Source organism: Chryseobacterium sp. VD8, assembly GCF_037149975.1.
Lineage (GTDB): Bacteria > Bacteroidota > Bacteroidia > Flavobacteriales > Weeksellaceae > Chryseobacterium > Chryseobacterium indicum.
The window spans coordinates 1-14072 of the sequence record NZ_JBBCQL010000113.1 but is presented as its reverse complement, the minus strand read 5'-3'; the positions used below and the strand labels follow the sequence as shown (position 1 = coordinate 14072).

Below are 14072 nucleotides of genomic sequence, written 5' to 3'. Positions count from 1 at the left end.
ATCAAAATGTGAAGTAGTAACAAAAAGTAATGTATTATTGGTATTCAGCGGTTATGAACGAAAAAAAAATTAAATTTACAGATTGTCCTATTACAAGAACGGCGGAAGTTCTGGGTGGAAAATGGTCTTTGCCAATTATTTTTGCGCTCATGAAAGAAACGAGTCGCTTTAAAGAACTGGAAAGAAAAATTGAAGGAATAAATACCCGAATGCTTGTAAAAGAACTGAAACAGCTTGAAGAAAACGGGATCGTCTTGCGAAAAGTTTATGCAGAAGTTCCTCCTAAGGTTGAATATTCACTTACAGAGAAAGGCAAAGCCCTGAAAAGTGTTTTAGTTGAAATGAAAAACTGGGGAAATCAGTTTCTTACGGTTTAAACTCTATCTTTATTTACCTTACATTTATTATGGCATATTTACCATCAAATAATTATCATTCAATAAACTGCAACGGAAGAATCGTAGATTTGTCGGCTCCGAAAATCATGGGAATTCTCAATCTCACTCCGGATTCTTTTTCAGACGGCGGAAAATTTAACAGTGAGAAATCAGCTTTGGAACAGACCGAAAAAATGTTGAGAGAAGGAGCGGAAATAATCGACATCGGACCACAATCCACAAGACCGAATGCAGAATTTCTGACTTCTGAAGAGGAAATCCGACGAATCGGAAATGTCATTTCTCTAATTAAAAAAGAATTTCCGGAAGCTTTGATCTCTCTGGATACGTTTTACTCGGAAACCGTAAAGTTTGGTTTCAACGAAGGCATTGATCTGATTAACGATATTTCCGGCGGTCAGTATGATGATAAAATGTTTGAAACTGCGGCGAAAACAAAACTTCCGTATATTCTGATGCATGTAAATCCTACGTATGAAACGATGCATGATAAAATAATATTTGAAGATATTATTCTTTCAGAAAACCGATATTTTTCAGAGAAAACGGCAGAATTGCTCAAGTCAGGAGTAAAAGATCTTATCCTTGATCCCGGTTTCGGGTTTGGTAAAACGGTGGAAGATCAAATGAAAATGACTGACGAAGTACAATATTTAGGATTTGGAAAATTTCCTTTACTGATCGGTGTTTCGAGAAAATCTTTCATTTACAAACCTTTAGGAAAATCTCCATTGGACATTAATGAAGAAACTCAGAAATTGCATCTGAAAGTTTTGAAGCAGGGTGCGAAGATTTTGAGAGTTCATGATGTGGCAGCAGCGAAAAAAACAATTAATGTGTTTCAAGGTAAAAGTGATGGCGTTTTTGGGTGGTAGGATAAATAGTTTTAGAATTTTCTGCAATAATATATATGCTTTTTTCCCAGCTTTCAAAACAAATATATAAATTTGTGTAAAACAAAAATATGAGCGTAGGAACCAATCTGAAAAAATTGCGAAGCAAAACAAAATATTCTCAACAGGATATTGCAGATATGCTGAATGTCGACAGACTTACTTATATTAATTGGGAAAATGAAACGACAGAAGTAAAATCAGGCTATATCCCTAAACTTGCAGAAATTTTTGGAGTAAAGATTGAAGATTTATTCGAAACATCTACAAATATTGTAGGAGTGAATAATGATTATTCAACTGGTGGTCAACATGGAATTATTATCAATCTTTCAGATAAAGATCTTGCCGAAAAATTAAGCGAACAAATTCAGGAACTTATTAAAAGTCTTAAAAAATAGAAAGGCTGTCTCATTTTCGAGACAGCTTTTTTGTTATAATATTTAGTTTAGAATTAAAACTTTTATTCAAAAGGTTTTAATTCTAAAGGATTATTGAATAGCTTTTTCTTTTTGTCCAGCATTTCCTGCGTTTGTTTTCTCATTTCTTCATCCATATCTGGAAAAGCCGCAACGGTAAACTCCATATTGTATTTAGACTGCAAATAATTTTTTTTGTTCATCAGTTTAAATGAAGAAAGATTAAACTCAAACTCATCCGAATTTTTTTCAATTTTTGTTGCGGTAAAGTGATAATCGTCTCTTGTGTCATACAGTTCAAAAATTAATCCCGGTAATCCATTGAATTTATACGGACCCAGAGATTGAGGATATTCTTTAGAAAAATAAGCAATCCATCTTCTTCCAAATCTGTTTGTTGCAGCCATTTGACATTTTATCCCATTGATTGTTTTTGTATCACTATACAAAACCCATTGTAAAGGCTCAGATTCTTCATAGCGTATTTTTGAATCGACTGCAATCGTGAAAACCGTAGTTTTATTATTAATCTTTAATACTCTATCATTAAATATAATACTGTTTTTTCTAGTATCAATTCCTCCTGAAGAAGTATAATTTCCGGAATCATAACGATAAATATTGTCAATAGCAAAATAATAATCTCGCGAATTTCCAACCAAAATAAAATCTTTATTCTTTAAATTTTTTTCTCCGAGATTTAAATTTGTATTGTACGTGACTTTTATAGTTGGCTCAAATTCTATCTTTTGAGCATGTGCAAAAATATAAATGCAAACTAATAAAGCGCAAAAAAAATTTTTCATAAATAATTTAATTAAAGCAGATAGTTAGAACTATCTGCTTGCTTTCAGATTAAGGATGAATTGTTACATTTACTTCTGTTCCACATTCATTGTAGTTCATACTTTCAATCCAGTTAGCCATTTGATTATAAGTCCAGCTATCTGGAAATGATGTGTAATGCTTCACTCCACAAGTAGAAGTCCAAACTGCCTGAACTCTCGCAAATGCCATAACTGAAATTCCCATCATGGCACAAAATAAAATTTTCTTTTTCATGTGTAAAAAATTTAGTTGATTAAACTTCTACAAACATAAAAAGCCAGTTTAAAAATTTCAGTATAGAAAATTACACAAATTTTGTTGAATTTTCGTTACTTTTAATTGATTTAATATTTTGTAAATCAATTTATTAATTAATTTTTAGTTATTGTTTGAAAATTGAAATTAAAAATCATTATATGGTGAATATTTTTTATTTTTTTTACATGATTTGGATATTGTTTTACCAATAATTAAATAAAAAACTGAGTAAAAACTCAGTTTTAATTCAGATTCGCAAGCTTATCTGCAAACTGTTTTGAAAATTCTTTTCGGTCTTCCTCCATTTTCTCCGGTGTGGAAGGAAGGATATAATTAAAAAGGATTTTATCTTCGTTATCCAGAAAAATAATTTCCTTTTCGTTTCCGTCAATCATTTGGGTAAAAATTTCCCACATTGAAGTATCTTTTAATTTCAGTAATTCAAAAAACTGATCTGCTTTTATTTCGATTTTCTGCATTTATCTTTTATTTTTAGCTGTTTCATTTTTTAAAAATCCAGAATCTTTAATTTAAACTGAATCGCAAAGTTTTGTTTAAAATTAGGAGTAGTATAATATCCTACTCTGTAAAATAATCCCAGATTAAAGTAGGTTGAAAGAAAATTATTCCATTCCAGACCGACTTCCTGATATAAATGATTCAAAGGACGGAATCTGAACTGATGGTAATCAGGATGCCTCATATTTCCCGTTGTTCCTCTTAAAACAAAGTCAAAACTTGAAATATTCTGCCCGAAACTTTTAAAATACCAAGGAATTTTGTGTGTAAAATAATAGGCAATAAAATGGTCATTGTAATATTTACCGCCTTACAGAGTAGCAAATCCTAAGAAGGAAGTTAAGTTAAAATTAAAATCTTTCCTTGAAGAAGCAAGACCATTCATTGTAAAATTTTTCCAGATTGGAGCCTCTCCGAAAACCATTCCGCCATACAGTCTGAAACCGGTGGTTCCAAACATTGTTTTGAAATTATGAACCAAAAGTGCATCAAACCGGGTATAATCGAAATCTCCGCCAAAAATTTTGTAGCTCTGTTCATAATTAAAGTACACTTCGGGATATTTCTGATCGATCAGCGATTTTCCCTGCGGCGTCATAATATTTGTAGAATTGGGCGAGTATTTTAGCGTAAATAAGGTGTTAAAATTATCAAAAGACGGACCTCTTCCGCGGAAAGAATAATCAAACATTGCTTCTTCCAGATTTCTGCGTGCAGCAAAAACCAAGGTTAATCCGTTGGTAACATCATTCAGATAAGAAACAGATGCACCTTTATAACGGTAATAACGGTCGTTATTGAGGTTATTTCCATAGTTTGCCGTCCTCATTTTAAAGCTCCAGAGTCTTCTGTAGAACTCGCCGGAAGCCGTCACATCATCGTAATAATCCAACCGGAAATAAGAATCTTTTTCCAGTGTTGTTTTGATGTCGAGCCCGATTCTGTATTTCCATTTATCATCTTTAAAACCGTAGGCAAAAATGTAATCCGGAGAAAAATACGGATTGAAATTTTCATTAAGTTTTGCTTTTAACCCAACTCTGAAGCCTTCATAAAGATTATAATTCACGATCTCATCCACTGCAAAATCAACGACACCCACTTTAATCTGTCCGTTAAGAAAAAGACCGCCCAAAACCCTTGCTTTTTGATCGATGTTGTAAATTTTCCCAAGACTGTCAATGGTTTTATACGTATTTCTTTCCCTTTCGGTAAGAGGATCGGTTCTGTATTGGTCTAAGGTTTTTCCATCAATATTTTTTACGGAAAAAGTATATCCTTTAAAATCATTCTGATTATTTTCCGCAGGGGAACGATAATCAAAATATCTCGACGTGAGAAACGCATAAGTTCCGAAGGTCTTTTTGCTTTTTCTGTCAATTTTTTGCTCGGAATTTTCGTTTTCCATCTGCATATTGCTCATCTTCAGCTTTACGGTTTCGTATGCCAGAAACCATTTGTTGTTGAAGAAAATCCACGAACTGGTAATAATGCCGTCGTTTTTATTTTTGCTGAAATTTTCAATTTTTTTTACGCCGTATGTTTCGGTGTCCACATAAATGGCTCCGTTGTATTTCCTTTTTTTATCGGGCTTTTTGTAATTCACTTCCCTGAAACGGATAACGAAATTTTTTCTTCCGTCGATTTCAATCGTATCTGTGAGAAAGAACCTGTAAAGTCCGCGGTTTTCTTTTTTCACCTGATCCGGAATTTTGTCTCTGTTGCTCTGCTGAAGCGAAATCATTTCATAGATGGGCTGTTTAAGACCGGAAATTCTGTTATCCAGAATATTGATCTTCTCACCGTATTTTTTAGAATACAGAAATTCCTGAGCTCTTTCCCAGAGAAACAGTTTGCTTTTTGAGAAAATTTTTCGTGCAGTAATGTTGTTTAATGAATCTTTTTCTCTCCTTTTTTTGAACATTCCGGTTTCTTCGAAGAACTTATTGTACTGTGCAATGCTATCTTCGTCGATGTCCAGAGAAATTTTTTCGTAAGATTTATAATAATAGGAATCCAGTGTTTTCGGAGAGTTTTCATGGAAGTACTGGTTCACTTTATTGAGGATTTCCAATGCTTTGGGATCACTCTTGTCTTCTATGATAACAGTTTCAATAGAAGTAACTTTCGATTGTGAAAAACCAAAAATACAGATTGAAAAACATAGAAACAGTAAAATCCTTTTCATAGAAAACCTTGCCAAAATTACTAATATTTATTGTCCCGCAAAAGTTTTGTTAATTGATATTAATGTGGTTATTGATTGGAAATATCTTTCAGAAAAAATAAAACTCCCGAAACAATCGGGAATTTTTTATTTCGCAACCTGTAGTATATATTCGGCAGCTTTTTTCTGGAGATCTTTTTTCGAAATTTTGTCATTTTCAAACTCCAGCGAAGTGAACAGATCCTGTTCTCTTGCCAGCAATGCGCAACCATTGTATTTTTTGCCTGAGGATTTGTAGGTATAGCTTATGAATTTAGAATCCGGCTCGTCCATCATAATATCCACATTTTCTATTCCTTTCTTCTTTTTTATTGCCTTCAAATTTTCTACCATATCCTCTTTTGAGATGTAACTGTGCATGAAAAGAGTAGTGTTGTCCGGAAACTTGATCGCAATCTTCAGAGAATCGTCATAGTTTTTCTGAACAAAACTGCCGGCTTCAACATTGATCTTAGAGTTAACAGTAATCGGAACCAGAGTATCTCTCTGTACTTTTCTAACGCTCATCGCTTCTTTTTGAGAGCTATTCATTTTGCTGATGCTGTCATAATCTTCATACAGAAGATCATTAGAAAGGCTTTTATCTCTTACAGATCTGTAACCTGCAGCATTATAGCTGTTCTGTTCGTATAAAGCATTAGCATTTCGGAAAGTATTATCGTAATCTGATGATCTTGAAGATTTACTGCAGGTAATGGCAAGTCTTATGACGGCAATTAAACAGACAGCCACACTTAAAACGGTTTTCCAAACCGGTCGGTTATCCATTATTTGATGTCTGCTTTAGTGATTGTAATTTCTTTTAAAGTTTTACCATTGGTATCGGTGTAACGGTATTTCAGATTTTTTACGCCTAAAGCGCCTGTCTTTGAGAAAATCTGCTGAACCTGTGGCGATCTCAGCATTTCATCTTTCAGGATCTGTTCAGATCCTTCAATGGCAAGCATTTCTTTAATCTCGGTAGGAACCTGTGCTGTATAAACAATATTATTTTCTTCGTCTGCTTTAATGCTCATGATTTTAATTCCGGTTGCTTTGTCTTCGGAAGGAAGATTTTTATTGAAAACTTCCAGTACCGTATTAAGTTCGGAAGATCCGGAATTTCCGTCTGCAATAGATTGGATATCCTTCGAGATATCTCCTTTAATGGTTTTACTGTCTATGACCTCATCTGCAATAACTCTTGCTCCGGCTCCGTAAATTTTGATGTTGAATTTTACGCCTTTATCAAGCAGCTCTTTTCCTTCGGGCTGACTTTTAATCACCTGTCCTAAAAGTTCGGGAAGGGAAGACTTTATAAGTTCTGTCTGCATTTCGTCTTCTCCGTTACTTGCTGTATTTACTTCTATCGTGATTTCGTCTTTTCCGGAATTGGTGGCTTTTGTAGATTTTATCATATAACTGTTCATCATGGAGGATGATCTGTTATACATATTTACAAAGTCATTGATTTTGTCATTTTTAGATTGACAGGCTGTCAGTACTATTGCTGTGAAACAGGCAATAAATAAGTGCTTCATGATTATTTTTCCGGAAAGATAATAAAAAAACAGAAACCCGAAAGCTTCTGTTCTTATTTTTCTTGTTATGATTTCTGAATTAGCGTTTAGTTTAACAGATTAAATCTGAACTTAACAGCAAAATTATCTTTAAATTCTGAGGTCTGATAATATCCTAAACGGTAAGAAAATCCTACCCCAAAATTTCTTCCTAAGAAACGGTTCCAGATAACTCCGGCTTCCTGATAATAATGATCCAGCACCTGAAACTGAAACTGATGATCCTGCCTGTTTTTCATGTTTCCGATCGCCGCCTGATATTCGAGTTCGATACTGGAATATCTTGATCCGAAAGTTTTAAACCTGAAAGGAAGAGACTGGGATACTTTGAAGGCTGCAAATTTATCGGTAAAGAAAATTCCGGAAGGCATGGTTGCAAATCCCAGATTGGAAGGTGTGGTAATGCTTGAAGTCCATTTGTCTCTGTCTGCATCAGTTTGTCCGGCGATTTCAAAGTTTTTCCAGATCGGTGCATTGCCTGAAGAAAATCCTCCGAAAAGTTTAACGTTCGTGTATCCTAATTTTGATCTGAACTGATGAATAATTAATGCATCCACTCTGTGATAATCCAGATCTCCTCCTAAAGTTTTGAATCCTTTTTCGTAATTCATGAAGATTTGGGGATATCCTTTTTCATAAGTGAATTTTCCGCTCGGCGTCATAATGTTTTTATCATTTGGTGAGAATTTTAAGGATAAAGTAGCGCTTGTATTGTCGAAACTGTTGCCCAGATTTTTGTACTGATAATCAAAAAGAGCCTGTTGCTTCTCTTTATTCACCGCAATTTTCACACTTAAAGAATTCGAAATATCATAAAGGAAAGAAGCGCCCCATTTCTGGTTTTTGTAAAAAGTTGAGTTGTGAAGATCCAGATTGATGTCTGAAAATTTCATCATCATGTCCCACATATGACTACTGAATCTTCCGGCTGCGAATACATCATCCACATAATCGATCCTGAAAACGGAAGTTCTTTTATCTGATAATTTTACATCAAGACCCAAACCATATTTCCACGTATGATCTTTAAATCCGTACCCGAAATAGCCGTCCGGTGAAAATGTTTTGTTGAATTTTTCATTCAGCTTGATTCCTGCTCCCAGACGAAGACCTTGGTATTTATCGTAACTGAAGAACTTTGTAAGATCGAAATCGATGAATTTATACCGTAGATTTCCTCTTAAAAGCTGGGTTAAAGTGTTCAGCTTTTTCTCAAAATCATGCTTTTCCACAAAACTGTCTATTTTGGTATAGGTTGCACTTTCTCTTGCCGTAAGACTGTCCGTTCTATACTGGGAAAGAAGACTTCCGTCCGAGTTTTTCATTTCAAGAGAATACCCTTTGAAGTCGGATGCTTTTTGTTCTTTATTAATTTCAAAACCGAAGAAACGGTTTTTCACATACAGGTAATTTCCGAAATTCTTTTTGTTGTACTTTGTCTTTTCTCCGGATTTCAGACTGTCTTTTTTCGAAGTCTCAAAGCTCTGGCTTCCCATTTTTACTTTGATGTTTTCATAGTCTAAAAACCACTTTCCATCGATAGGCTTCCAGACAGAAACAATATCTCCTTCATTCTGCTTTTTACTCTGGCTTTCAAATTTTTTCAAAGCATAGGTTTCCGAATCAATATAGATTTTCCCGTTGAATTTTCTCGGATTCTGCTTCTTTTTATCGGTGATTTCCTTGAATTTAATCACAAAAGTTTTTCTTCCGTCAAGCTGTAAAGTATCAGAAAGATAAAAATTAAATAATTTTCTGTTCTCCGGTCTAAGCTGTCTTGGTGTTCTGTCAAGATTAGAAATATTAATGGCTAAAGCTTCGTAAATCGGATTTTTGAATCCCGACATTCTGTTATCAATGATATTGGTTTTTTCTCCGAAACTTTTAGAATATTTGTATTCTGTTGCTTTTTCCCAAAGAAACAGCTGGCTTTCGGTGGTTGCCTGAATAAGATCTTCTCCGATCAAAGAATCTTTTTTCTCTTTTTCCGTTTGCTTAAGATCTTTTTTGTCCACCTTTGAAAGCGAATCTTTTCGTACCGCCAAAAAGTTTTTATACGTATCTACAGAATCTTTATCTACATCAATAGAAAACTTGGAATACGATTTGAAATTGTAGGAGTCCAATGATTTGGGTGAATTTTCCTTGGCTCTTTTATTCACTTCATCCAAAATTCTCAAAGCTCTCGGATCACTTTTATCCTGAATAACGATTTTATCGATATTTCCCATTTTTTCAGATAAAGGCTGCATAGAAACTTCCATAGAAGGTTTTACATCCGCCATCACATCCTGAAAATTGCTGGCAAGAATTTCTACCTTTTTACATTTTGTTTTAAAAGATAAATTGCCGTTAAAATCGGTTTTCCCAAGAAGTGCGTCATCACAGTAAACTGCTGCATTGTGAACAGGTTTTTTGTCCGTTTTACTGATTACTTTCAGCTGATTTTGTGCGAAAAACACTACCGAAACAAACAAAAACAGGGAAGATAGATATTTTGTCATTAGTCTTTTTTATAGATAAGACAAAACTAAAAATAAGAAGGTTACAAAACGGTACGAAAAAATATAATCTTTTGTTAAAATAAAAACACATTTCTAAATCAGCAAAATTAAGGCTGCCCCAAAATTAGGACAGCCTCTTATATTATCTTGTTTCAATAATGATAAATAGAAATCACGTTATTAAGCTTTACTTCCGCCTCCTCGTGCTGCCAAAGCAACGATAAGAATTAATATAAGTGCTCCTGCAACCCAAACAATCGGATTGGACATCCAGTCAGCCGAGCTGTCTCCTTTGTTTACGTTAACATCAACTTTCAGATCGGATGCTTTTTCCTGTGCATTTGCCCAAAGTACGGAAAAACTGGTCATTAATGTAAGTGCAGCAATCTGAATTTTTGAAATAAAATGTGTTCGTTTCATAATGTAAATTTTTTTGTAGTTTATATTAATATGTGTAAATGTGTTATTTTTAATAATAATCGGTTTTCTGTGTGATTTTTTATGAATGCAATGACAATGCATTGTATTTTAATTTTATATTTCATTCAGAATTGTATTTCAGATAAAATTAAGTCTGTCTTTTATTGTCTTATCATGAATCGTTCCAAAATGGAATAAAAAAATATCCTGAAAAATTTTTCAGGATATTTTTTGGGAATTCGGCGGCTTCGCCGCCGAATTCAAAACCATATTTTAATTAAAGCGCTAAAGCCTTCTGATAAGCATTTTCTAACCCATCAAGGTTTTTTCCTCCTGCTGTTGCAAAGCCCGGATTTCCGCCGCCGCCGCCTTGGATTTCTTTCGCTAAATCTTTTACGATAGCTCCTGCCTGATAATTTGCAGCCAGATCATCTGAAACACCCACCGTAATCATTGGTTTTCCGTCCGCATCAGAAAGAATTACCGTTACGGAAGTCGGGATTTCTCTCTTCAACTGGAATACGATATCTTTTACAGAACCTGCATCAAGAGATGTTTTCTTTACCAAAAGCTGTTTGTCTCCTTTTTGTTCGTAAGCATTTTTCCAGTCGCCGATCTCTCCTTTTGCTTTTTCTTTCTTGAAAGCTTCCACTTCCGATTTTAAAGAAGCATTTTCTTCCATCAGTTTTTCAATCGAACGGATAATGTCTTTGGATTTTAACAACTGAGAAAGTTCAGCAACCTGCTTTTCAAGGTTTTTGAAATATTTTTCAGATTCGTCTCCGGAGATCGCTTCAATTCTTCTGATTCCTGCTGCGGCAGAACTTTCGGAAAGAATTTTAAAATGACCGATCTCGCTGGTGTTTTTTACGTGAGTTCCACCGCAAAGCTCTTTTGAGCTTCCAAACTGGATCATTCTTACATTGTCTCCGTATTTTTCCCCAAACAAAGCCATCGCTCCCTTGTCTAAAGCCTCCTGAATCGGGATGCTTCTGAACTCCTGCAAAGCAATACTTTCTTTGATTTTAGCATTCACTTTATTTTCTACCAAAGCCAGTTCTTCTTCCGTCATTTTGTTGAAATGGGAGAAGTCGAAACGCAGATAATCCGGACCTACGTAAGAACCTTTCTGTTCCACGTGCGTTCCAAGAACTTCTCTTAGCGCTTCATGCAGTAAGTGCGTTACCGAATGGTTTGCCTGAGAATTTTTTCTTTCCGCTGCATTTACTTTAGCATAGAAAACTGCTCCTGCATCTTTAGGAAGACCGTTAATTAACGAAATAATCAGTCCGTTTTCTTTTTTGGTTTCCAGAACCTCAAAACTTTCCGTGGCATTTTCAAGAAGACCTTTATCTCCAACCTGTCCGCCGCCATCCGGATAGAAAGGCGTTTCACTTAGAACCACCTGATAAAATTCTCCGTCCTTATTTTCTATTTTTCGGTATCTTGTAATGTAGGTTTCAGATTCTAATTGGTCGTAACCTACAAAATTTTCTGCTTTTTCCTCAAGAATTACCCAGTCGTGGACTTTTTGTTCAGCGCCGCCTCTTGAACGATCCTGTTGCTCTTTCTTTCTCGCTTCAAAACCTGCTTCATCAATCGTTAAGCCTTTTTCCTCAGCAATAATTCTCGTCAAATCATTCGGAAAGCCGTAAGTATCATATAATTCGAAAACTTCATCGCTTGGCAGCACTTTCAAATTGCTTTCAATGGTCTGCTGAATTAATTTTTCAACTCTTATCAGTCCGTTTTCAATTTTATTAAGAAAAGATTCCTCCTCGCTTTTGATCACTTCTGTAACCAAAGCTCCCTGTTTTTCAAGTTCAGGGAAGAATTTACCCATTTGTTCCTGAAGAACGGCAACCAATTTATAAAGGAAAGGTTCTTTCATATCTAAGAATCTGTAAGAATAGGAAACTCCTCTTCTTAAAATTCTTCGGATAACGTAACCTGCACCTCCGCTTGAAGGAAGCTGTCCGTCTGCAATGGCAAAAGAAACCGCTCTGATGTGGTCTACCACAACACGAATCGCAATATCCTTTTCATCTTTTAAAATTCCGGTATATTTTTTCCCTGAAAGTTCTTCCACTTTAGCAATCAAAGGGGTGAAAACATCCGTGTCATAATTGGAGGATTTTCCCTGAAGCGCCATACAAAGACGTTCGAAGCCCATTCCGGTATCAACATGTTGTGCAGGAAGTTTTTCCAAAGAACCATCAGCTTTTCTGTTGAATTCCATAAAAACGAGATTCCAGACTTCCACCACTTGAGGATGGTCATTGTTCACCAATTCAAGACCGGAAACTTTAGCTTTTTCTTCCGGAGTTCTCAAGTCAACGTGAATTTCAGAACACGGTCCGCAAGGTCCGCTTGCACCCATTTCCCAGAAATTATCTTTTTTGTTTCCGTTGATGATTCTGTCTTCAGAAATATGGGATTTCCAGAAATCATAAGCATGCTGATCTCTTTCCAGATTTTCGGAAGTATCTCCTTCAAAAATGGTTACGTAAAGATTTTCTTTAGGAATTCCGTACACTTCTGTCAGCAATTCCCAGGCAAAAGCAATAGCATCTTTTTTAAAATAATCACCAAAAGACCAGTTCCCCAACATTTCAAACATGGTGTGGTGATAGGTATCTCTACCTACATCATCCAGATCATTGTGCTTTCCGGAAACTCTTAAACATTTCTGCGTATCGGCAATTCTTGGGGCTTTAGGCTCTTTATAACCTAAAAAATAATCTTTAAACTGCGTCATTCCCGAGTTGGAAAACATAAGGGTAGGATCGTCTTTCAGCACAATAGGAGCCGAAGGAACGATAAGGTGTTCTTTACTTTTAAAATAATCTAAAAATTTTTGACGAATCTCTTGTGATGTCATAATACTATATATTGCTTTGCTTTTTACAATTTTGATAAGATGCAAATTTAATGTTTTTGAGTGATTTAGTTTTAAATATTTGATACTTTTGCTAAGATTTGTATAATAATCTGAAACATTTTCAGGAGCTTTTTCCCGCTTTCCATTGCAATTCCTCATTGCGCGGCTCCGCTTCGCTCCGCCGCTTCACTGCGGGATTTTCATTGCAATCGGGGCTAGATCGCGATTATAATTTTCACTATTTACCATATAAACCATCATTTGTCATGCTGAAAGCATTTAAATTGTGCAACACGAGATAGAATTTTATCAGAATCGTTGTTATTGGTGTTAGGATTTGTGGCATTTGTGTTTGATATTATTGCTTAGATGCTTTCAGCATGACAAATACAACGTACAGATAAGTTTGATGAAAACTTTGCAGTTTATGATTTAACTTTCTATATTCGTTTTTAACTGTAAAAATGTGCTGATTTTTTTATAAATTTAAGTCAATGACAAAAAATGAAATCATTAAGAACTGGATCGATCAGTATTCCGGGCAGTTGCTGAGAAGAGCTGTTTATCTGTTGTCGGATAGAGTGGAGGCGGAAGACATTGTTCAGGAGGTTTTTATCTCTGCTTTTTCGTCATATGAATCTTTTGAAGGGAAAAGTCAGCCTTTAACGTGGTTAATGACGATTCTAAACCGAAAGGTTGCCGATTTTTACCGCAAAAAATACAAATCGGAACCACAGATAAGACTGGATCATTTTTTTGATGAAACAGGATCGTGGAAAAATGACGATGTGCTGAATGACTGGAATGCTGAAAATAAAGGAACAGAACTTTTAGATGATACAGAATTTAATACAACATTGGAGGATTGTCTGGAAGAATTGCCGGTTCGGTGGAAACTTCCGATGAAAATGTATTATCTTCAAGAAAAAAAAGCACCCGAAGTAAGTCAGGAACTGAATATTTCTACGACTAATCTCTGGAAGATTCTGCAGAGAAGCAGAATGCAACTGAGAGAATGTCTGGAATTTAACTGGTATGCCAAGTCTTAAAATGATTTTAAAATGTTAAAAAAACTAATCCATATCCTATTTTTACCATGCAGTGAAGCAACCATGCTCATGGAAAAAAGAAACGCAGGCAACATTTCTTCAAAAGAGAATCGAAAA

14 protein-coding genes are annotated in these 14072 nt (G+C 35.1%); 4 read left to right on the top strand and 10 right to left on the bottom strand.

Annotated elements, in window-relative coordinates; translation table 11 throughout:
- The first annotated feature begins 53 nt into the window (after positions 1 to 53).
- The 3 genes from WFK35_RS13185 to WFK35_RS13175 all read left to right on the top strand — a co-directional run bounded on the left by WFK35_RS13185 (position 54) and on the right by WFK35_RS13175 (position 1692).
- A complete protein-coding gene (locus WFK35_RS13185; protein WP_336732979.1) occupies positions 54 to 377 on the top strand; it encodes a winged helix-turn-helix transcriptional regulator in 324 nt (107 codons plus the stop codon).
- Positions 378 to 406: 29 nt separating this feature from the next.
- Positions 407 to 1273 carry a dihydropteroate synthase gene (gene folP, locus WFK35_RS13180; protein ID WP_336732978.1) on the top strand — a complete coding sequence of 289 codons (867 nt, stop codon included), beginning with the start codon at positions 407 to 409 and terminating at the stop codon, positions 1271 to 1273.
- An 89-nt stretch (positions 1274 to 1362) separates the two neighbouring features.
- Positions 1363 to 1692, top strand: a complete 330-nt coding sequence (locus tag WFK35_RS13175; protein ID WP_336732977.1) for a helix-turn-helix transcriptional regulator — start codon at positions 1363 to 1365, stop codon at positions 1690 to 1692.
- Positions 1693 to 1754: 62 nt separating this feature from the next.
- On the opposite strand, the gene WFK35_RS13170 is transcribed toward WFK35_RS13175, so the two are convergent.
- The 10 genes from WFK35_RS13170 to alaS all read right to left on the bottom strand — a co-directional run bounded on the left by WFK35_RS13170 (position 1755) and on the right by alaS (position 12906).
- Positions 1755 to 2516, bottom strand: coding sequence for a GLPGLI family protein (locus WFK35_RS13170; protein WP_336732976.1), 762 nt, complete (start codon positions 2514 to 2516; stop codon positions 1755 to 1757).
- Positions 2517 to 2565: 49 nt separating this feature from the next.
- Positions 2566 to 2772 (bottom strand): hypothetical protein, encoded by a 207-nt coding sequence (locus WFK35_RS13165; protein ID WP_336732975.1) that lies wholly within the window; start codon positions 2770 to 2772, stop codon positions 2566 to 2568.
- 266 nt (positions 2773 to 3038) lie between these two features.
- A complete protein-coding gene (locus WFK35_RS13160; protein ID WP_076392418.1) occupies positions 3039 to 3275 on the bottom strand; it encodes a hypothetical protein in 237 nt (78 codons plus the stop codon).
- Positions 3276 to 3304: 29 nt separating this feature from the next.
- Positions 3305 to 3499 (bottom strand): hypothetical protein, encoded by a 195-nt coding sequence (locus WFK35_RS13155; protein ID WP_336732974.1) that lies wholly within the window; start codon positions 3497 to 3499, stop codon positions 3305 to 3307.
- Positions 3500 to 3625: 126 nt separating this feature from the next.
- Positions 3626 to 5503, bottom strand: a complete 1878-nt coding sequence (locus WFK35_RS13150; RefSeq protein WP_336732973.1) for a hypothetical protein — start codon at positions 5501 to 5503, stop codon at positions 3626 to 3628.
- A 126-nt stretch (positions 5504 to 5629) separates the two neighbouring features.
- Positions 5630 to 6310 (bottom strand): hypothetical protein, encoded by a 681-nt coding sequence (locus WFK35_RS13145; protein WP_336732972.1) that lies wholly within the window; start codon positions 6308 to 6310, stop codon positions 5630 to 5632.
- Complete coding sequence (locus tag WFK35_RS13140; protein WP_235131334.1) at positions 6310 to 7062, bottom strand: hypothetical protein; 753 nt, start codon at positions 7060 to 7062, stop codon at positions 6310 to 6312. The genes WFK35_RS13145 and WFK35_RS13140 overlap by 1 nt, the downstream gene beginning before the upstream one ends.
- An 86-nt stretch (positions 7063 to 7148) precedes the next feature.
- Entirely contained in the window at positions 7149 to 9605 is a 2457-nt protein-coding gene (locus tag WFK35_RS13135) for a DUF5686 family protein (RefSeq protein WP_336732971.1), read from the bottom strand.
- Between the two features lie 180 nt (positions 9606 to 9785).
- Positions 9786 to 10025, bottom strand: coding sequence for a hypothetical protein (locus WFK35_RS13130; RefSeq protein WP_336732970.1), 240 nt, complete (start codon positions 10023 to 10025; stop codon positions 9786 to 9788).
- 277 nt (positions 10026 to 10302) lie between these two features.
- The gene (alaS, locus tag WFK35_RS13125; protein ID WP_336732969.1) at positions 10303 to 12906 is read right to left on the bottom strand and encodes an alanine--tRNA ligase; all 2604 of its coding nucleotides are present in this window, start codon (positions 12904 to 12906) and stop codon (positions 10303 to 10305) included.
- Positions 12907 to 13400: 494 nt separating this feature from the next.
- Here alaS and WFK35_RS13120 point away from each other — a divergent pair, with 494 nt between their 5' ends.
- A complete protein-coding gene (locus WFK35_RS13120; protein WP_336732968.1) occupies positions 13401 to 13955 on the top strand; it encodes an RNA polymerase sigma factor in 555 nt (184 codons plus the stop codon).
- Positions 13956 to 14072 lie beyond the last annotated feature (117 nt).

Excerpts from the sequence above, each read along its gene's own strand:
- WFK35_RS13185 (WP_336732979.1), top strand. The coding sequence starts at position 54 with ATGAACGAAAAAAAAATTAAATTTACAGATTGTCCTATTACAAGAACG.
- folP (WP_336732978.1), top strand. The coding sequence starts at position 407 with ATGGCATATTTACCATCAAATAATTATCATTCAATAAACTGCAACGGA.
- WFK35_RS13175 (WP_336732977.1), top strand. The coding sequence starts at position 1,363 with ATGAGCGTAGGAACCAATCTGAAAAAATTGCGAAGCAAAACAAAATAT.
- WFK35_RS13170 (WP_336732976.1), bottom strand. The coding sequence starts at position 2,516 with ATGAAAAATTTTTTTTGCGCTTTATTAGTTTGCATTTATATTTTTGCA.
- WFK35_RS13165 (WP_336732975.1), bottom strand. The coding sequence starts at position 2,772 with ATGAAAAAGAAAATTTTATTTTGTGCCATGATGGGAATTTCAGTTATG.
- WFK35_RS13160 (WP_076392418.1), bottom strand. The coding sequence starts at position 3,275 with ATGCAGAAAATCGAAATAAAAGCAGATCAGTTTTTTGAATTACTGAAA.
- WFK35_RS13155 (WP_336732974.1), bottom strand. The coding sequence starts at position 3,499 with ATGAGGCATCCTGATTACCATCAGTTCAGATTCCGTCCTTTGAATCAT.
- WFK35_RS13150 (WP_336732973.1), bottom strand. The coding sequence starts at position 5,503 with ATGAAAAGGATTTTACTGTTTCTATGTTTTTCAATCTGTATTTTTGGT.
- WFK35_RS13145 (WP_336732972.1), bottom strand. The coding sequence starts at position 6,310 with ATGGATAACCGACCGGTTTGGAAAACCGTTTTAAGTGTGGCTGTCTGT.
- WFK35_RS13140 (WP_235131334.1), bottom strand. The coding sequence starts at position 7,062 with ATGAAGCACTTATTTATTGCCTGTTTCACAGCAATAGTACTGACAGCC.
- WFK35_RS13135 (WP_336732971.1), bottom strand. The coding sequence starts at position 9,605 with ATGACAAAATATCTATCTTCCCTGTTTTTGTTTGTTTCGGTAGTGTTT.
- WFK35_RS13130 (WP_336732970.1), bottom strand. The coding sequence starts at position 10,025 with ATGAAACGAACACATTTTATTTCAAAAATTCAGATTGCTGCACTTACA.
- alaS (WP_336732969.1), bottom strand. The coding sequence starts at position 12,906 with ATGACATCACAAGAGATTCGTCAAAAATTTTTAGATTATTTTAAAAGT.
- WFK35_RS13120 (WP_336732968.1), top strand. The coding sequence starts at position 13,401 with ATGACAAAAAATGAAATCATTAAGAACTGGATCGATCAGTATTCCGGG.